The organism is Providencia sp. PROV200 (assembly GCF_049901995.1).
Lineage (GTDB): Bacteria > Pseudomonadota > Gammaproteobacteria > Enterobacterales > Enterobacteriaceae > Providencia > Providencia rettgeri_E.
In genome coordinates this window covers 180980-199812 of the sequence record NZ_CP096307.1, presented here as the reverse complement: position 1 = coordinate 199812, position 18833 = coordinate 180980, and the positions used below count along the sequence as shown (strand labels likewise).

The 18833-nt window shown below is 41.2% G+C and carries 18 protein-coding genes; 3 read left to right on the top strand and 15 right to left on the bottom strand.

Annotation, left to right across the window (positions count from 1 at the left end; translation table 11 throughout):
- Positions 1-52 precede the first annotated feature (52 nt).
- The 3 genes from M1E86_RS00915 to M1E86_RS00905 all read left to right on the top strand — a co-directional run bounded on the left by M1E86_RS00915 (position 53) and on the right by M1E86_RS00905 (position 4168).
- A complete protein-coding gene (locus tag M1E86_RS00915; RefSeq protein ID WP_125891793.1) occupies positions 53-1615 on the top strand; it encodes a xanthine permease in 1563 nt (520 codons plus the stop codon).
- Between the two features lie 76 nt (positions 1616-1691).
- Positions 1692-2642, top strand: a complete 951-nt coding sequence (locus M1E86_RS00910) for a carbamate kinase family protein (RefSeq protein ID WP_213914457.1) — start codon at positions 1692-1694, stop codon at positions 2640-2642.
- Between the two features lie 140 nt (positions 2643-2782).
- Complete coding sequence (locus tag M1E86_RS00905) at positions 2783-4168, top strand: amidohydrolase family protein (protein ID WP_426099225.1); 1386 nt, start codon at positions 2783-2785, stop codon at positions 4166-4168.
- Between the two features lie 40 nt (positions 4169-4208).
- Here the strand turns inward: M1E86_RS00905 and M1E86_RS00900 are convergent, their stop codons facing one another.
- From M1E86_RS00900 to M1E86_RS00830, 15 genes are all read right to left on the bottom strand, one after another.
- Positions 4209-5183: a nucleoside hydrolase gene (locus M1E86_RS00900; protein ID WP_213914456.1), complete on the bottom strand. Its 975-nt coding sequence runs from the start codon at positions 5181-5183 to the stop codon at positions 4209-4211.
- A gap of 24 nt (positions 5184-5207) precedes the next feature.
- The gene (locus tag M1E86_RS00895; RefSeq protein WP_213914455.1) at positions 5208-6209 is read right to left on the bottom strand and encodes a LacI family DNA-binding transcriptional regulator; all 1002 of its coding nucleotides are present in this window, start codon (positions 6207-6209) and stop codon (positions 5208-5210) included.
- A 76-nt stretch (positions 6210-6285) separates the two neighbouring features.
- Positions 6286-7671: an MFS transporter gene (locus M1E86_RS00890; protein WP_125891798.1), complete on the bottom strand. Its 1386-nt coding sequence runs from the start codon at positions 7669-7671 to the stop codon at positions 6286-6288.
- A gap of 254 nt (positions 7672-7925) precedes the next feature.
- Complete coding sequence (locus tag M1E86_RS00885; RefSeq protein WP_213914454.1) at positions 7926-8180, bottom strand: acyl carrier protein; 255 nt, start codon at positions 8178-8180, stop codon at positions 7926-7928.
- A gap of 8 nt (positions 8181-8188) precedes the next feature.
- Positions 8189-9775 carry a hypothetical protein gene (locus M1E86_RS00880; RefSeq protein WP_426099224.1) on the bottom strand — a complete coding sequence of 529 codons (1587 nt, stop codon included), beginning with the start codon at positions 9773-9775 and terminating at the stop codon, positions 8189-8191.
- A 76-nt stretch (positions 9776-9851) separates the two neighbouring features.
- Positions 9852-11108, bottom strand: a complete 1257-nt coding sequence (locus M1E86_RS00875; protein WP_213914452.1) for a hypothetical protein — start codon at positions 11106-11108, stop codon at positions 9852-9854.
- 3 nt (positions 11109-11111) lie between these two features.
- A complete protein-coding gene (locus M1E86_RS00870; RefSeq protein ID WP_213914451.1) occupies positions 11112-12440 on the bottom strand; it encodes a type III secretion target, IpaC/SipC family protein in 1329 nt (442 codons plus the stop codon).
- 29 nt (positions 12441-12469) lie between these two features.
- The gene (locus M1E86_RS00865) at positions 12470-12664 is read right to left on the bottom strand and encodes a hypothetical protein (protein ID WP_426099223.1); all 195 of its coding nucleotides are present in this window, start codon (positions 12662-12664) and stop codon (positions 12470-12472) included.
- Positions 12633-14384, bottom strand: coding sequence for a type III secretion system translocon subunit SctE (gene sctE, locus M1E86_RS00860; protein ID WP_426099222.1), 1752 nt, complete (start codon positions 14382-14384; stop codon positions 12633-12635). The genes M1E86_RS00865 and sctE overlap by 32 nt, the downstream gene beginning before the upstream one ends.
- A gap of 10 nt (positions 14385-14394) precedes the next feature.
- Positions 14395-14907: a type III secretion system translocator chaperone SicA gene (sicA, locus tag M1E86_RS00855; protein WP_272680299.1), complete on the bottom strand. Its 513-nt coding sequence runs from the start codon at positions 14905-14907 to the stop codon at positions 14395-14397.
- A 120-nt stretch (positions 14908-15027) separates the two neighbouring features.
- Positions 15028-16134, bottom strand: a complete 1107-nt coding sequence (locus M1E86_RS00850) for an EscU/YscU/HrcU family type III secretion system export apparatus switch protein (protein WP_213914449.1) — start codon at positions 16132-16134, stop codon at positions 15028-15030.
- Positions 16135-16154: 20 nt separating this feature from the next.
- Complete coding sequence (gene sctT, locus M1E86_RS00845; protein ID WP_213914448.1) at positions 16155-16949, bottom strand: type III secretion system export apparatus subunit SctT; 795 nt, start codon at positions 16947-16949, stop codon at positions 16155-16157.
- Positions 16946-17218 carry a type III secretion system export apparatus subunit SctS gene (gene sctS / locus M1E86_RS00840; protein ID WP_125891807.1) on the bottom strand — a complete coding sequence of 91 codons (273 nt, stop codon included), beginning with the start codon at positions 17216-17218 and terminating at the stop codon, positions 16946-16948. Before sctS ends, sctT begins: the two co-directional genes overlap by 4 nt.
- Positions 17219-17231: 13 nt before the next feature.
- A complete protein-coding gene (locus tag M1E86_RS00835; RefSeq protein ID WP_413776240.1) occupies positions 17232-17888 on the bottom strand; it encodes an EscR/YscR/HrcR family type III secretion system export apparatus protein in 657 nt (218 codons plus the stop codon).
- 10 nt (positions 17889-17898) lie between these two features.
- Positions 17899-18831 carry a FliM/FliN family flagellar motor switch protein gene (locus M1E86_RS00830; protein WP_213914447.1) on the bottom strand — a complete coding sequence of 311 codons (933 nt, stop codon included), beginning with the start codon at positions 18829-18831 and terminating at the stop codon, positions 17899-17901.
- Positions 18832-18833: the final 2 nt, after the last annotated feature.

Genomic DNA, 18833 nt, shown 5'->3' with positions numbered 1-18833 from the left:
GCCAACAACACTGCGGTTCAAAGTATGACGGGTATGCAGGGGGAATATATATATGAGTATACTTAGCATCAAGTGGAAACGTGGGGACTTAGCCGCCTACTTTGGCTTAATGACCAATAACCTAACCAACCTCCTCACCATGATGGGTCTCTTAATTTTCGTTGTCGGTATCCCATCTGAAATGGTTTATGGCACGATTGCACCTGCTTTTGGTTTTGCTGTTTTACTTGCCAGTGTGAGCTACGCTTATTTTGGCCAGCAAATGATAAAACAAACCGGGCGCGATGACGTTACAGCTCTTCCATCAGGCCCGAGTGCCCCTTCTATCTTTACGGTGACGTTCTTAGTCATCATGCCAGTCTACCAAACAACACAAAATGCCGAATTTGCGATCCAAATCGCACTGGTTTGGTGTTTTGTCGAGTCAATGATCCTCGTCGGTGGTTCTTTCTTAGGTGAAACCATCCGTAAGATGATCCCACGCACCGTTCTGTTATCCTGTTTGTCTGGTTTAGGATTACTGTTACTGGCGATGAACCCAATGCTGCAAGCGTTTGAAGCACCAACGGTTTCATTCATTGTGCTGTTATTAATTTTCATTAACTGGTTTGGTAAAAAACCAATTTTTGCGCGTATCCCAACCGGCTTATTGCTTCTCATTGCGGGTACAGTGTTGGCATGGGCTTCCGGTTTGCAAAGTGCAGAAGCAATCAAAGACTCAATGGCATCATTTGGCTTTAACCCTCCAAGTATCCATATTGATAGCTTCTTCCAAGGCCTGCCACACGCTCTGCCTTACCTAGCGTCTGCAGTACCACTTGGCTTAGCAAACTATATATTCGACCTGGAAAATATTGAAAGTGCCCACGCGGCGGGTGATGAATATAATACACGTAAGGTCATGTTAGCTAACGGTTTATCATCGACTGTCGGTTGTTTCCTAGGTAACCCATTCCCAGTCACCGTTTATGTGGGTCACGCGGGTTGGAAAGCGATGGGCGCAAGCGTGGGTTATACGCTAGCATCCGGTATCACCATGTTTATCGTACCATTATTCGGTATCGGCGCCTTTATGTTAGCTATCATTCCAATGACCGCTATCGTGCCAATACTGGTGTTTATCGGGGTCGTCACCGCCAACCAAGTTGTACGAGAAACGCCGAAAATTGAAGTCCCCGTTATCTTTATCTGTCTGTTCCCATGGATTGCTAACTGGGCATTGACGATGGTTAATAGTGTCATTGGCGCGGCAGGCACCTCTGCGAGTGCAATTGGTATTGAAACCTTGCTACACAAAGGGGTTTATTACCAAGGTCTGGTCCATTTAGGAAACGGGGCACCGTTAGCCAGTATGTTATGGGGCTGTATTGCTATCTTTGCTATCCTCAACCAACCATTGCGTGGAGCCATTGCTGCCGCCGCGGGAGCAATATTAGTCTTCTTCGGAATTATTCACTCCCCAGCGGTCGGAATTGCCACCGGTTCAACCTTGATGTTTGTTTACGCATACCTCATGATGGCAGCTTTATTTGTACTCAAACACTTTTTAGACAGCCGAAAATCGGTGGAAGAACAACAAGCTGAAAAATCTGAGAAACTCAGTAAGTCAGTGTAACCAAGCTAACCTTTTATAGTAGGTGTGCGCTGTACACCTACTATCAGCTAAATATCTGTCTCAGGAAACATTAACAATGAAAGAACTCGTGGTTGTTGCCATCGGGGGCAACAGTATTATCAAAGATAACAACAGCCAGTCTATCGAAGCTCAAGAAAAAGCCGTTCAAGAAGTCGCACATCATATTGGTGACATGCTTGAAGGTAATTACAACATTGTTTTGACCCATGGAAATGGACCTCAAGTTGGATTAGATTTGCGTCGTTCCGAGATCGCCCATGAAACCGAAGGTTTGCCGTTAACGCCTCTCGCTAACTGCGTAGCGGATACGCAAGGTGGAATCGGCTATTTAGTTCAACAAGCGCTGACTAACGTCTTAGCAAAACGCCATAACCGCCAAGCGATTACGGTAGTAACACAAGTTGAAGTCGATAAAAACGACCCTAACTTTAGCGCGCCAACCAAGCCGATTGGGGCATTTTTCACTGAACAGCAAGCTCTGCAATTACAGCAAGCAAATCCAAGCTGGCATTTTGTTGAAGACTCTGGCCGCGGTTACCGCCGAGTCGTAGCTTCCCCTGAACCCAAACGTGTCATTGAATCACAAGCTATTCGTACCTTAACAGAACATAATTATGTGGTGGTTGCAGCGGGCGGTGGCGGTATCCCAGTCATTGATAACGGCAATGGCGGCTACAAAAGTGTTGATGCGGTAATTGATAAAGACTTATCAACAACTTTACTGGCGAAAGAGCTCAATGCCGATATTTTAATTATCACCACAGGTGTCGAAAAAGTATGCATTCACTTCGGCAAACCTGAACAAAAAGCACTTGGCGAAACCAGCACCCGCGACATGCAACGCTACATGGAAGAAGGCCATTTCCCTGCGGGTAGCATGTTACCGAAGATTGAAGCCAGCCTATCGTTTATTGCTAATGGCGGTAAACGTGTGATCATCACCACCCCTGAAAAACTACCAGAAGCCTTACGCGGTGAAACGGGAACCCATATTGTTCAAGGGTAAATTTCTATAATCTAGCTCATGCGAATTTTTTGTTAATCGCAAATGCAGTACCACTCAGATCGTTTGATGGCGATCTGAGTAAATAAGTATCGCTTAAAAACAGGAAATTCGGCAGTAAATGGATATCACTAGGAGTTTCTATGAAAGCAGAAAAATCATCAGGCAGAAGAGAGTTCTTTTCCACCAGCGCCAAAGTTGCGGCCGCTTGCACTTTATTCGGTGCAGTATCAGGCATTGCTTCCGCTCAAAGCCAAGTTAGCCTTAAAACAGGCCAATCCAGTATTACGGACAAACATTATTACCTCGATGACGTGTTGCTCGAAACGGGCTTTAATTACCAGGATTCGACGGTTACCAGCACCCAAACCGCCTTACACACTGTCGAAATCCGTGACGGTAAAATTGCGGCTGTTTTACCGAATAAACAGCATGCAGATGGCACATTAAATGCCTATAGCGCGCAAGGCAAACTGATGCTACCGGCCTTTCGTGACATGCATATCCACCTCGATAAGACCTTCTATGGTGGGCCATGGCAAGCGCCACAGTCACGTGAAGGTAAAACGATTATGGACATGATCGCGTTAGAGCAAAAATTGCTACCTGAATTACAACCTTTCACGGAAGAAAGAGCAAATGCGCTGATCGCGCTGATCCAATCCCAAGGATCAACCATTGCCCGCAGCCATTGTAATATCGAACCCGTTTCTGGTTTGAAAAATTTAGAAGCCTTACAAAAAGTGCTTGGTGAGCACCAGCAAGATCTCACTTGCGAAATCGTCGCCTTTCCACAACATGGTTTATTACATTCCAAGTCAGAAGGTTTAATGCGTGAAGCCATGCAAGCAGGCGCTCACTATGTTGGCGGTTTAGACCCAACCAATGTGGATAGCGCAATGGAAAAATCTCTCGATTCCATGTTCCAAATTGCGTTGGACTACAACAAAGGCGTGGATATTCATCTACATGAAACTAGCCCCGCGGGCGTTGCCGCTATCGATTATATGATTAAAACGGTAGATGAAAACCGCAGCTTGCGCGGTAAAGTGACCATCAGCCATGCCTTTGCACTGGCAACACTTAACCCTGAACAAGCAGAAAAAACAGCTAAACAGTTAGCTGAGCAGCAAATCACTATTGCTTCGACGGTTCCAATTGGCACACTGCATATGCCACTAAAAACCCTAAATCAAAATGGGGTATTTGTGATGACCGGAACGGACAGTGTAATTGACCATTGGTCGCCTTTTGGCCTAGGCGATATGCTAGAAAAAGCCAATTTGTACGCACAGCTCTACACTCGCCCTGATGAGCTGTCGCTGTCCCGTTCACTTGCCATCGCAACAGGCAATATTTTGCCGTTAAATGAGAAAGGCCAACAAGTGTGGCCTGCCAAAGGGGATGACGCCAGCTTTGTGCTGCTTGATGCGTCTTGTTCTGCCGAGGCCGTCGCGCGGATTTCCCCACGATTTGCAACGTTCCATAAAGGCCATTTAGCCCACGGAATGATGTCGAAGTCCGCCTAAACGCGATAAAAATAGCGCCTGAAGGCGCTATTTTTTTACCTTATTTTTGCCGCTTGAGCGTATTAAAGATTAAGTCTAATAAACCCGAGTTATCGACGGATTGCAGTACCGTGATTGGCTTTGTTTTTGGTTCAGGGAACCCAACTCTTAGACGTAGTGAGTCATAACAGAAACTTTTGCCACGCAGTGCTCCTTGAAGCTCAATACCGACATGCTTTTGCTCATGCGTCACTAGGCGCTTATCCAATAACCATGCAACGGTTAACACATCATGTATCCAACACCCTGCTAAATGACGTGTTGCGCGAGAATAGTCCATCCACGGTCGCATTGTGGCCTCAAGAAAACGGCTCAGAGGCGTATCGATTTGAGCAAGTTTATCAAGATCCTCATGCACCATCTGCGTTTGTACCGTAACATCCATCGGCACCAAAGTCAGGTTTGCGCCACTGTTCAACACTGCGTAAGCCGCTTCAGGATCGATACCAAAATTCGTGTCTTTCAGATAGCCAGGTACGTTAAAAACCGCCCCCATGATCACTATTTCCGCCACGTTTTGAGCCATGTCAGGAAACAGCTGCATTGCTATTGCGATATTGGTTAATGGGCCAATGGCAATAATCGTGATTTGTTTCGGGTTCTGGCAAACTAGCTCGCCAATACGTAACGCCGCTTCTGGGATAGACCGCGGTAAACTCGGTACGGAGGGAAGGCCATCCCACAGGTGCTTAAGTTGAGCCCGTTCAGCGCCGTTATCGAGTAGCTCACGCCATGGCGCACTCGTTTCAACCAAGGCCGACGATGCACCACGATAAACAGCAATATTTTCCCCCAACGAATTAACTAAATGACTAGCAACGTCAAAGCCAATTTCGCTGGGCGTATTACCCGAAACGGTGGTGATCATTTCCAATTTGATTTCAGGTGCAGCAATAGCCAGCGCAAGTGCCAAGCCATCATCAACATTCGCACCAACGACCCCATTACCGGGGTCGCAATCTATAATCACTCGCATAAATTTCCCTGAAACAATAAATCATCAGCATCCACATGAATGCCCGATTTGTAATTCAAATTCCACTTCACAAATGGCTTCTTTTTGTGGCCAATTTTGTAAGATGTGTATCGCTTTTTGCGCAATTTGATCAACAGGCTGGCGAACCGTTGTAAGCGTTGGAACAGTATATTCTGATTGCACCGTACCGTTAAAACACACCAGAGCAATATCTTCTGGTACACGCATGTTTAATTCTGCTAAGGCTTTTAGACAACCAAACGCTTGTAATTCATTTGTCGCAAAAATCGCATCAGGAAAACCAATGTCCTGCATCTGATAAATCGCGTGATAACCCCAATCACGGGTGTATTCCCCCGATAAAATCCATTTTTGCTGTATCATCAAATCGGCTTCAGATAGTGCAGTTTTCCAACCATTTAAGCGGTCTTGGGTATTCAGCATGTTATTCGGGCCACAAATAATGCCAATATTTTTATAACCGTGTTCAATTAAATGGTGAGTAATTTTATAGGCGGCCAGTTTCTCATTCACTTGAATGGTACTGATCCCTTCTGCGGCCTCAATTCTATCAAGCATCACACAAGGCGTGCCCGATGACTGAATTAAATCAACATAGGGATGCCGATCAACACTGGTATAAATAAGCCCTTCAACTTGCCTGAGCAAAAGGTTATTAATCAATTCTTTCTCTCGAACCCGTGAATCACCTGCATCACCGAGTAACAAAACATGCCCATATTTAAACGCTTCGCGCTGTAATGCATGGGCAATAGAGGCAAGAAAGGGGTTAGAAATATCAGGGATCACTAACCCATAGGTCTGCGTACTACCCGAAGCTAAGGCTTTAGCAATGCCATTTGGCCGATACCCCGTTTTTTTGATTGCAGCTAACACCTTTAGCCGCGTTGCCTCTGCGACAGGACGCGGGCCATTGTTAATCACATAACTGACTACCGCAACCGAGGTTCCGGCTTCGCGGGCAACATCTACCCGCGTCACTTTACGGTCATTCGTCTCTGACACCCAGCAATTCCTTTTTCTAACATGACTTTGTCAAAGAATAGCAGCCACTTTGACTTTTATATACAGCCACGTTCACTTATATCGCATCTTCAGGCAGGTTTAGATCACGGCCTCGGGTTTCTGGAGCAAAGAATGTGGTCACGAAGCCAATGCATGCCATGGCAATAAAGTAGACCGCTATTGGCCACCACTGACCTGTCCAAGACAACAATGCAGATGCCACCAGTGGCGCTGTACCACCGGATAAAATAGAACCAAGCTCTTTAGCAAAAGCCATTTTAGTATAGCGATTACGCACACCAAATAGTTCCACGCCCCAAGCTGCTTGTACCCCGAAAATCCCCAAAGATGCTAACCCCATCCCAACCACAATCGTCGGGATCACGATCATCGGTTCGCGAGAGTCTAATAACATAAACGCAGGTACGGCATATAGCATTAATAAGAAACAGAACCAACGGTAGATAATACGACGGCCAAATCGGTCGGATAACCAACCGGCGAAGGGAATAATGGCAAAACCAAGAATAGAGGCTATCAACACAGCTGTGGTGGGTACGGATTTATCGACCAATAATATCTTAGTGACATAACCGATGATAAAACCTTGAGCAAGATAAGATGGCCCATTTTCACCAATACGTAACCCCACCATTGTCCAAAACGCACGTGTTTTTTGCCAAAATGAACGGGTATCTACAGGGTGAGCCACCGCATCAGACTCTAATGCGAGACGACGTTCTTCGGCGAGTTGCTCTTTTTGTCGCTCAAAAACCGGGGTTTCACGCATATGTTGACGAATAAATAATGCGGCCAACGCAATTAAAATACTGCCAAGGAAAGGAATACGCCATCCCCATGACATCAGACTTTCTTTGTCCATCTGTAATACGATCAGCCAAATCATTGAAGCCAGTAGTGTTCCACTGTTTGAACCTAATGCAATGATGGACGAAACAAGGCCTCGACGTTTAACCGGGGCATATTCACCCAACATCACCGTGCCACCGGAGAGTTCAGCCCCTGCACCTAAGCCTTGGGCAAACCGCAAGATCACCAAACAAACCGGTGCCCAGACACCAATTTGTGCGTGGCTGGGGATCGCTCCAATAAGGGTGGTTGATAGCCCCATCAACGCAATCGTGATGACCATAACCATTTTTCGGCCATGTTTATCACCTAGCCAACCAAAAAATAGTGCGCCAATCGGACGTGCAATAAATCCGACTGAATAAGCTGCAAAGCTGGATAGCAGCGCCATAATCGGCGTTGAATCAGGGAAGAAAACATCACCGAAAATAATACCTGCTGCTAAGCCATAGAGGGCAAAATCTGCATACTCCATGGTTGTACCTAACCAACAAGAAAAAATCGCCCGGCGGAAATCTTTTTTTCCTTCGGGCGTACTTAACCGTTCTTGTGCGGCCTGTTGGTTCGCCTCGATATTTAATTGTGTAGCCATAGTGATAAACCCTTGGTGTTGGCGCTAAGCCTTTTAATCAAAAAAATCTAACTGGCGTTTTTTATTTACTTAAAGGATAGTCTACGCGCGTAGATCTAAGCAAACGAGGCTATGCTATTTTGTGAGCATTATCACTTGATGACAAAATGATGAATTTTATATGACTGAAAATAACAGAATAGAAAATAAGTAAAAGGAGCCACATTCAAATAAATAAACTGGGGTCAGTTCATAAATACCGTGGCTCTCTATTTTTATATGACACTCACTAGGTACTCAACAATGTCCCGAAAATTATGCCATTTCATCCAAACTTCATCACTAATTGGCTGCCCTGTATACTGTTCGATAGCCGTTATCAGCTCTAACAATTCCAGTGAATCAATATGAACATCTCGGATTAACTCAGAGTCTATTGTATAGGTATTTTCGATCCCCGAATAAGCCCGTATTGATTGAATTTGCTCTGAAAGCCACTGCCAGTGAATAGCCGCGTGTTCATTTTTCATGTGGTCTCTCACTCTTGTGTGGTGTAAGCGTCTTTTTTGCTTTGGTCACGTGTTAACACCCCTCTCTCCGTTAATGTCACTGACTTACCTGTATTGGGTAAGTGTGAGTAAGTATCCACCACCACGGTTTTAACCGCTTCACGGTCGCCTTGGTAGACTGCTTTATCTGATAGATTACGGGTAAGCATGCCATTCGCTGATAATGTCACCGCTTTTTGTCCTTTTGGCTCTTTGAGTACCCAGTGGTTATTTTTGTCTTTTTGATAAGTATTCGCTATAAACGCAGTTTCCCGTTTTGGTAGTTCGAAAGAGTGAAGCGGCGCCTGAGCAACCGTATTCGGTTTCCTCACTAATAAAGGCCGTGATGCTAGAAGGGCTTCCTGTCTTATTAGGTCCACATCAAGCTTTGTTTTTTCGGCTGCATCTTTTAATCCAAATAATGTATTAAACACCGTTGCAGGTTTTTTATTCGCCCTTTCCTGCGCTTTATCATTCATCATTTGTTTATGAGCAACTTGATCATTTTCTTGATTGTCATCTTCAACCAGCGGCTCTTTAGTCTCTACAGGGCGATCATCTGCGGCCTCCTTCGCCATATTATAGATACTGGTAAAGTTATCATTAACCGTTATAGGTTTAGTTAACAAAGCAGGCATGTCTTTGTTGTCATCAAAAGTGCTTTCGTGGCCACCATCCACGCAATCCTCCGGTTTAGCATTATTCTCAAGATTTAGTGCCACCCTATTTTCAGCCTTACCATCCGTATATTCAGTCTCACCATCTGTATTTATAGGAGTACTGAGCTTCCCCATAATTTCAATTTTTTGTTCCAGCGCCACAAAGATATTATATAGATGTAAGTGTTTATTAACTGGTTCTTTATTTTTTTTCAGTTGATTTTTTGCTTCCGTAATTAACCCCTGTTTTCCTTTATGAAGAAGAGGATCAAATAATGCGTCGAATGGTAGTTCCTCAATACTTTTTTCATCTAACAAAGGGTTTAATTTTCCGTTAATAGCGGGGTCAACATATTTATCGAGAAAACGTTTAGACACGTTATCAATATGGTCATCACTCCAAATATTATCGAATGGCAATTCATTAAGGGCTTTTTCCGACAATCGGAGTGCTTGTTTAAATTTTTCGTCAGTCTTACCACTATTGATTTTATTAATCAGTTCTTTCACATAATATAATACTTTTGAATTTTTAATTTCTTTATCAGTAAATAGCGTCAAACTATTAAACATATTTTTAGATTGATAATTCCACTCTAGCCCTGCAACAGTCTCATCCCCCATAGCATTCAGAGTATTGCTTATCATTTCCAAGCTAATATTAGGATATTTTTTATTTAATAGTGATTTAATGGTATTTATTTGTAAACTACACTTGTTAGAATATAAATCTTCAGTCTGACATAAAATATTAACTTCTTTTTCAGTGACTTTTTCTTTGCTAGGACGTTGGGCTTCCTGACCTGCATTATTAACTGAGCTTATATTACTTGAAAATAATTTATTATTATTCTCAGGTGCCGACAATGGGTTATTAACAGGTGACACAGGTGAACTATTACTTTTAATGTTAGTCATCCCCCCTCCTTATTGATTAATATAAAAACTAAATGGAAATTTATTTTCACTCCATAGGGAAAATACAATTTTGTCATTACATATTGACGTAGCCATTATTATATTGCTGTAAATCTTTATAGAGCTGAATAAGCAGCTGAGTTAACGTTTCAAAATGGCTATTATCTTGCCGAAAGGTTTCTAATAAACGTGAAACTGAGCTATTAATCGCATTTTTTTGACTGTCTATCGCGGTTTGTAAACTTTGAAACTCTTGAGATGAAATATCACTACCATCTTTATCCCAAGTTGCCGAAGAGTGGTTCAATGTATAAAAAATTTCTTTGACGGGTTTTAAATCTGGAAATACGCATAACTTTCCATTCATTCGCTCAATAATAAATCCTTGCCCTGATAATTTTTTTTCCCAAAACGCATATTCTTGCTCAGTACCTTTTATCTCCATTAAGGGCTTAGCATTATCAAAATCAGGCTTCCATTTTCCAAAATATTCGCCGATCTCTATTTTTCCTATATCTATTTTATTTAACTCATCGAGTTTATCCTGAAGCTGTTGATGCTCATCCTGTAAGGCTCTAAGTTTACGGTTTGCAGCATCAAGAGATTGTTCTACCCCTTTATTGGGGAAAAGTATTATCATCTGTTTAAATACTTTTATTTTTTTATTTTCTTCAGCTATACCAACCTGCAATTTTGCCATATTTAAGGTATACCCTAGCGATTTATCTTTAACCTCATCTTTGTCGGTTTTTACCACTTTGGCCACACTAGTCCCAGAATATTTCGCAACTATTTCATCCATGACCCTCAAAGTATCTTCTAATTTGATATGTATTTTACCATCTTCACCCGCTTCAATATAACGAGATAGCTTACTTGCCATGGTATTCATATCTTGCATATATTGGGTTGATGCTTTAACTAATTCTCCGTATTTTTTTTGATAATCCGTGTGAATATTATCAATTAGGCCAGTCAATCCATTAATATGCGAGCGACCATCTGCGGAACTCTTCACGCTTCTCGAGGCTCTGAGCCCTTTCGCCTCCTCATAGGCATCATTCGCTCTCTTATTTTCACGTATCAGCATTCTTGCCCCACTCAGTATATCTTCAGGGGGATCATTCTGTGACCGTGGCTGATAAACGTCCTCCGGTACTCTGTATTCCATCTGTCGAAATACATCTAAAGCTTGCTGATGAGGCATAAGTGACTCATCAAATGTAATGCCCTCCCCCAAAAGGGGGAGGTGTGGTTGCTCTGTCAGGGCTGGTGTCGCCAACGGCTGAAAGTGACTAATATTATCTAAATAAGAAGGAGAGATAATCGCCATTCTTTAGCCTCTCACCATGCTTTGTACTGTTCTCAGGCCACTTTCGCGAATTTCACGTAAATGCTCTTGCATCTGTTTTGCAAGATCCTGACTCTTATCGACTTGTTTGTCTTTATCGGCGTAAACTGAGCGTGCAGTGTCCGCCACGGATTGTTCAATCATTTTGTCCGCTTCTGCCGATTTTACATTAACTTGATTTGACGCTGTCGCTAATTGGCCGGCGTTATCTGACATTCGGGAAGCCTGCTCTGCCACTCCCATTTGTACACGAGATTTATTCATGATTTGCTCGTGCTTCTCATGCTGTGATGCACCAAGCTCTCTTGTTCGTCTGCTAGCTTCTTCAACTCGTTGACTTGCAAGATTTTTCTGGCTTTGCGAAGCTTGACCGCTCAGTGTCACTGTAGAGCCATCTTTCCCCGTTAAACTCAACGTATTCGATTTCGTTGAATCGTTCCCTACTGTTCCATTTAACCCAGATAACTTACTGGCACCTCTGATGTTTTGATTTCCTGGCACCAAATTGTGTTTGATCGACTTCTGTTGTTGACGCAACCCTCTTGCTTGGAAAGCACTACCAGCAGCCGTGATCGCAAGGGAGGTAAAAAAGCCCATCATGGCGCCTTTAAAGGTTTCTTTACCTTCACGGATCGTTGAATCCGCAGACGCTTGTACCATTTTGGCATTTAATTGCAGAAAATCTGCACTGATACGACGATCTGAAATGTTTATCTCAGTCATCACTTTGCGAAGAATTTTTGACAACTCAACCAATAAGTCATTACTAATAATTCCAACAAACGGGCTATTTTTAATGCTATCGATAGGCTCTTGGCCTTTATGACCACCGGAAATCTGCCCAGATGATGGGTCTTTAAAGAAACTACTGGCAATCAAGACTTGAACGGCTTGAGCCATCTGTTTTAACTCAGTTTCATCTGGTAACTGCGCGTCTCCAACCAGCTGTTCAATATAACTTTTTTCTTCAATTAACACCTTGCCAATTGCCTGCTGAATATTTTCTGGCGTCAGTGTTCGAAAGGCATGAAGATCATCCAGTGTGGCTAACTTATCGGAGTTCGTTAACGCAGAAATATCCGCTAGCATCTGATCATCATGCATTGAAAATTGCGTCATTTTTAATAATGGCTTATCCATACGCATTTCAGGCTCTGATGCCATTGTATATACATCATTTAATTGCACGCCTTGCAGTAAGGGCGTCGCAGCTGCTTTTGTATTGCTGCTAATTGCTGGGGAAAGACCATCAAAGCTGACAGGATTATGACGTAAAACTGGCTTATTCAGTTCTGATTGAATATTAAGACTCATTTGATAGATTCCTATATTAACTATGTTAACTATGCGAAGCGAGCGGTTTTCAGCATATTGGCTTTCGTTTGACCGGATTGATTTAATGACGTCAGCATTCCGCTAAACATTTCCTCAAATTTCTCATGATTTTGAGACATGGATTTCAGTAAGTTTTTTAATAACTCATCCAACACTTGAATGCTTTCACTATTAAGCATCAAACCAGCAAGCATTTCTTTCATATCTCGAATCTGGCCTGCGGCATGTAAATTTAGCCCCCCCCGTTGTTGCCGTATTCGCAACCGTCAATGCCGCCCCAGTCCCTTTCATTCCCACTTCAAGGCGAGCAGCTGCAACACTTTGCGTTTTAACCGTGTTTACGGCCTTATCTGAGCTTTTGGTGATGTCTGTGATACTGTCAGTTTGGTCTGCAACTTTATCTGCCGCTTTGGCTATATCTTTCATGTCATCGGCTTTTTGCGCTACTTTAGTGGTTGTTTTTACGGCTTGCTGTAAGTCATCAACACTATCGGCCAACTTGCTGAACTTAGTCAGCACCGCCATATTATCCGCAGATTTTCCGACCTTACCGGCTCCATTCGCAATATGCCCTAAGGCGTTCATCAAACCATTTGGCATCGACTTGATGATGCTTTTCAGTAATGTCCCTGCGTTTTTAGTAAGCATTTTTACTGCGTTAGTCGCAATATTGCCGATGTTTTTCACAAAAGAGGACATAGACGCCAATGAGAGGGCTAAAAATGCAATGGCTGCCATAATCATTCCGACAATACTCCCGATTTGCTTCGCTTTTTCCTCAGGAACACCAAACGTCATCAACATGTCAGTCACTGCACTAGAAATTTCAGAGGCTAGCATCTGCATAAGGCTACTTTGACCCGTTTCTTCCAAAACGATATCAGCCACTGAGATAGCAATACCAATAGCGGCAACGGCAAGCGTTAATGGTGCTGCTGCGCCAAAAGTCGCAACCGTGGCGATAACTGACACGGCAAGCATCACATAGCTAAAAATTTTACTGGTACAAGAGGCGGCCTTGTTCGCTTCATCGGCTTTACGCTGCGCTTCTTCCGCCTCTTTAGCCTTTTTATCTGAATCTTTGCGAGAAGCTTCATTGATTGTCGCCATCACGGCTTCTTGCTCTTTCATATTGCGAATCGAATCTTCATTCATCGCTTTTTTAAGTTGACCAGTTAGCATAGTCAGCAGCGCCAGCGCGTTTTCCCATTTTTCACCATCAATCTCAACACGGCGTGGGGCAGCGTCTATAAATTGATTAAGTTTGTTAGCTTTCTCACTTGCGTCTTTCGCGTAGTTCCCAGCTAATTCCAGCAAATCATCAATTTTGGTGCCCAAATTTGTAATTTTGGTATTTTCTGCTGCAATTTGCTGCTTAATCTTCTCTTGGTTTCCACCTTGCTGAGACTGAAGGTGCGCTAAACGAGCTTTACTTTCGGTACGTTCTTGTATTAACGCACTTGCTTCGTTATTAAGTGCATTAGCTTTATCTGTATGATTTGTAAAAGAGTTTAATAAATCATTGCCTTTTTCACGAAGTGCATTTGATTCTATATTCATCAATTGAAGGCGATTAGCCAACTCACTAATATTCCCCTCATGTAATAACTGGCGCAATGTCGTCAGGCTCCCAACGAGCACTGAAGTCGCATTAAATCCTTCTGTCTTTAGCGACAACTTCTCCTCTTTTGCTGCTGCAGCTTTAAACATGACGGATAAATTATTTTTAGGTGCGGGTAATTGCGGCGCATTCTCAATACGACTACGCTTCATCTGCTCTGTTGACGCTAACTCCTCACACGCCATCTCCAAAGCTAATACCGCTTTGATGGATTCATCCCCTAATCCAATAGGATTACTGCCTTGTAGAAATGTATGAATATTATTGATTCGTTCATTACTTGAATTGGTAATTGGACCCATATAATTTCCTCTACTTCATATTCGGTTTTTTATTCTCTGAGCTTGCTTTTTCCAGGTTATTTTCCAATGCGGTCAAATAAGCTTGAGATTTATTTTTTAAATCAATATCAGTACTGCTTTTTACTACACTTTCAAAACAATGAATTGCGGCACTACTTTTTTTCATCATTAAATTACATTGTCCCGCATGGAACAGTGGACGGTAATCATTTTTCGCTAATACAAATGCAAGGGCATATAACTCAGTTGCTTTTCCATATCGTTTCGTTAATTGATAGACAGCAGCGAGTCCCATCACATAATCTGTATTATAGAAATCATAAATACTTAAGAATCGAAAAAAAGTTTCCGCTTCTTTTAGTTTTCCTTGTTGATAGAATTCATATGCATAGGAATAAATACCATCCATCGTACTCTGTGGAATACCATGAATATCTTTATAGGTTGCCCCATCCATTAATGCGGACGTAATATTGTCAAGTAATCCTTCCATGTCAGAACCTTTAAAGTTCTTTGTTTCCATTTTATTCATATGTTTACCTTATTGTTGTCGTGCAATACATAACGTATACATTATGCTTGCATCATAATTAACCAGTTGGGTTCTTTCTTTAAAAAAACGATTAAAGTAATAAATGATTTACTAATTAATGCCGATATTATTTTGTGCGTGTGTTTCATTCATTGTTATTTTCTCTAAGGCATTATCAACATCAATTCCCATTTTTACTAATTCGATGCGTACTAACCATGATATTATTTGCATAACATCCTCTAATCCTTTTTCATCAATAAAACTGTCATTCTTATATGACCGCCATATTTGCCTTGCTAGGACTATATCTCTAATAACGGGAACACCTTGTTGCTCTGCATATTTAACAATAGCTTTTGCTTGCACACCTTTACTTTTAGAGAACAAAAAAGGTAATGGCGCAATATCCGAATCGTAATAGATAAGTAGTGCAATATGGGTTGGGTTGGCCATGACAAATGTGGAATTACGCACATTTGTTTTAACCTCTTCAGACAGTAATTCCTGATGCATTCCTCTGCGTGCGCTCTTAATTTGAGGGTCCCCCTCATTATCTTTGTGTTCCTTTTTGACCTCCTGTTTTTCCATTTTTAAGTTTTTAATGTACAAAAAGAATTCTGCTATTGCATCTACCAATATAATAATAAGAGCGACTGCTAAAAAAACGACAATAAATGTTACACATAGTTTGACCCACTGATTAATCATTCCATTTATCATCGTTCGGTAGAGCATAAAAATGTCTTTTCGCCAGATAATAAAAAAGACTAATGTTGATACAATAAAGACGATTAAATACAAAATAGCTTTAATTAATTCTTTCAATGAATTCAATGAAAATATTTTTTTGAATCCTGCAATGGGATTTAATTTTGTAAAATCGAGTTTAATAGCTTCACTAGCTAACCTAAAACGACTTTGCAATAATGAAACTAACGTACCAGATAAAAAACAGGCAAATAGCACCGGTAAAACAATACTTAAAAAGACAGTAAAAAATTGCCATAATAATGCATCAATTTTTATCTCTGTTGGATGTAAAAATATCTTACGCATTAACCCACTGAGTTCATATAAACTAGAAAACCCTTCGATTACAAATGCACTAACGACTAGCACAATTGCTGCGACACTATCTTTACTTTTAAAACTTTGCCCTTTTTTAGCTGAATCTCTAATTTTTTTATCGGTAGGTTTCTCTGTTTTTTCAGCCATTTTTATTTATATCTATAAACTTAAGAAGAAAGAAATATATCTCGTAATGGTGAAATCGAAATCATATTCACTAAAATGTCAGGCACTTCATTATGGAAATAAAGCAAAAAGACACAAAAGGCGATGATTGATTTTATTGCTAAAGATAACGAAAATGCATTTAATTGAGGGCAAAATCGGGAATATAGCCCTAGAGCAACCTCTGTAATAAACAATGTCACTAATATTGGCGCTGTTAAAATAACCCCATTAACAACCATTTTATTTAACCATTCCCCTAATGGAAGGCTATTAAACGACGTAAACCCATGCGCAAAGGGTAATAACTGATAACTTTGTGCAAATATATTAGCAAGTTGATACATTCCCCCTTGGGCTAAAAATACCATACATGTAATATGGCTTAATAAAACAGCCAACTCTGAGGCCTCTGAACCACTTGCTGGGTCGACAATACTGCTGATCGTTTCACCGCGCTGAGTATCAATTAACTCACCAATGACATTGGCTATCATAAAAGGCAACGCCAATATCAAGGCTAATACAAGCCCAATCGAAATTTCATAAATAAATACATCAATAAAATTAATTTCATTCCATTGGAGTTCATAGGACGAAAAAAAAGGCCATAAACCTAGCGCAATATAAGCCACCACACAGTTTTTAATCACGCCACCATTGAGTAATTTATTACTTAAAAAAGGTAATAAAAACATCACTGGTGCAATCCTTAGCCAAGCTAACGCTATTTTTATCAACCCCTCTTGAAAGATAAAATAGAGTGAGGACATTAGCGATAGCATTTCCTGGTTCATCCGAATAACCCGATAGCAGGGATCGCTGCGCCTAAGGCCTCTAATGCAAAATTCATCACCTTATCGGATAACCAACCTGAAATCATAAAGAGCGAGCCAAAAACAGCTAATAATTTGATACCAAAAGGTAATGTTTGCTCTTGAAGTTGCGTGACCGTTTGTAGTAACCCCACTAATAACCCTACCGCAGTCGCCACTATGACTGGTATTGCCGATAATATAACGATTAATAACATCGTTTTATTACTTAAATAAACGATTTGATCCATAATGTTATTCGCTTTAATGCTGTGCTAATTCAATGTATTGCATCACTAACCCTTTAGATATCAGTGACCATCCATCAATTGCGACAAAGAGAATTAATTTAACCGGAATCGAAATCGTCACAGGACTCATCATCATCATACCCAGCGCCAATAAAATACTGGAAATAACCAAATCAACGACAACAAATGGTAAATAAATATAAAAGCCGATTTCAAAAGCTGACTTAATCTCGCTTAATGCATAAGCGGGTAATAAAGAAAATAATGTAGCCTCGCCTTCATCAGCAGCCACTTCCTCTTCACTTCGGCCTTGCTGTATTGATTCAAAGAAAGTAACTAACTGAGGATCAGAATACTTTTTCAAATACGCTTTATACCCCCCCAACCCATTATCAACAAAATTATCGATTGATTCAGCATGACTAAAATCAACCTGTTCTTGCCGCATATAACTATTCACATCCTGTAATACTGGCATCATCACAAAAATAGAGAGCAATAATGCAATACCATTTAATACCATGGTAGAAGGAACTTGTTGAACCCCCATCGCATTACGTACCATAATTAATACAATAGAGATTTTTAAATAACAGGTACCCGCAGCGATAATAAATGGCAGTAACGTCGAAAATGCGATGATCGCTAATAATGGAATTCCTTCTGGTATTGTCGGCATATTAAACTCTTTTATCACCCAGGCTCACAATATGCGTGATTTCCAAACCTAACTCGTCGCTATTGCCAATATAAATAAGTTCCCCTTCTGCAATAAGTTGTTTATTAGCATAGACTTTAACTTCACGTTCTTTATTTTCACCGATAGAATAAATATAACCAGGCTCCATCTTTGAAAGCTCATCAACGGTAATATCGCTATGACCTAAAACAAAGGTTAATTTAATATTCATATCGTTCACATTAAAGGGACGTACAACTTCTTGCATTTCATCTTCTTCAGAAAATACAAACTCTTCTTTTTCTTCTGGTGCCACTAATTCTTCAATCATAAGTAGTCCTTCTTCTTGCTTTTGAAACCGTGCTAATGTCTGCCCTGTAACAGACATATTTAACTGTAATTGTTGGATGCTCAGCACATCACGTAATTCTATGGTTTGCAGAAGTTTGGCGCTGATATAGCTATATCCCAATACCCAATCAGCGTGTAATTTTACATAGCCAAATATCTGGTCGCTTCGCTGTTTTTTTTCGAGGCCTTCAATTGGCTTTGCTAATAACACTTCCCCAAGGTTAACTTCCTGCACGATTAACCAAGGCTGGTAGTTGATACGCATATCATCAACTATCTCGACAGATTCACAACGGAATTTCTGGGAGAAAAATGTCATTCCAATATATTCTGAGGCAAATAACTCGCATAACTCATTAATTGATAATGAGCTCCATGCATAATGAAGCAGTTTAGGCCAACGATAATGACACCAGCTTTCAACAGCAACTAACGCCTTTATTTTCTGTCTGTCACTGACTAGCGATAATTGGAAATAACGAACACTGCGGTTAGATTGCTCTATTTGTGTATTAACTGTATAGCATTGCTGCCAAATTTTAAGTTGTTTTTCTTGAGAGCTAATCCGTCGGATCTTTAACATAA

What these genes read in the sequence shown, in the direction of transcription:
- M1E86_RS00830 (WP_213914447.1), bottom strand. Translation starts at nt 18,831, where the DNA reads ATGTTAAAGATCCGACGGATTAGCTCTCAAGAAAAACAACTTAAAATT.
- M1E86_RS00910 (WP_213914457.1), top strand. Translation starts at nt 1,692, where the DNA reads ATGAAAGAACTCGTGGTTGTTGCCATCGGGGGCAACAGTATTATCAAA.
- M1E86_RS00865 (WP_426099223.1), bottom strand. Translation starts at nt 12,664, where the DNA reads ATGAAAGAAATGCTTGCTGGTTTGATGCTTAATAGTGAAAGCATTCAA.
- sctE (WP_426099222.1), bottom strand. Translation starts at nt 14,384, where the DNA reads ATGGGTCCAATTACCAATTCAAGTAATGAACGAATCAATAATATTCAT.
- M1E86_RS00905 (WP_426099225.1), top strand. Translation starts at nt 2,783, where the DNA reads ATGAAAGCAGAAAAATCATCAGGCAGAAGAGAGTTCTTTTCCACCAGC.
- sicA (WP_272680299.1), bottom strand. Translation starts at nt 14,907, where the DNA reads ATGGAAACAAAGAACTTTAAAGGTTCTGACATGGAAGGATTACTTGAC.
- M1E86_RS00875 (WP_213914452.1), bottom strand. Translation starts at nt 11,108, where the DNA reads ATGGCGATTATCTCTCCTTCTTATTTAGATAATATTAGTCACTTTCAG.
- M1E86_RS00915 (WP_125891793.1), top strand. Translation starts at nt 53, where the DNA reads ATGAGTATACTTAGCATCAAGTGGAAACGTGGGGACTTAGCCGCCTAC.
- M1E86_RS00900 (WP_213914456.1), bottom strand. Translation starts at nt 5,183, where the DNA reads ATGCGAGTGATTATAGATTGCGACCCCGGTAATGGGGTCGTTGGTGCG.
- sctS (WP_125891807.1), bottom strand. Translation starts at nt 17,218, where the DNA reads ATGGATCAAATCGTTTATTTAAGTAATAAAACGATGTTATTAATCGTT.
- M1E86_RS00880 (WP_426099224.1), bottom strand. Translation starts at nt 9,775, where the DNA reads ATGACTAACATTAAAAGTAATAGTTCACCTGTGTCACCTGTTAATAAC.
- M1E86_RS00885 (WP_213914454.1), bottom strand. Translation starts at nt 8,180, where the DNA reads ATGAAAAATGAACACGCGGCTATTCACTGGCAGTGGCTTTCAGAGCAA.
- M1E86_RS00890 (WP_125891798.1), bottom strand. Translation starts at nt 7,671, where the DNA reads ATGGCTACACAATTAAATATCGAGGCGAACCAACAGGCCGCACAAGAA.
- M1E86_RS00870 (WP_213914451.1), bottom strand. Translation starts at nt 12,440, where the DNA reads ATGAGTCTTAATATTCAATCAGAACTGAATAAGCCAGTTTTACGTCAT.
- M1E86_RS00850 (WP_213914449.1), bottom strand. Translation starts at nt 16,134, where the DNA reads ATGGCTGAAAAAACAGAGAAACCTACCGATAAAAAAATTAGAGATTCA.
- sctT (WP_213914448.1), bottom strand. Translation starts at nt 16,949, where the DNA reads ATGAACCAGGAAATGCTATCGCTAATGTCCTCACTCTATTTTATCTTT.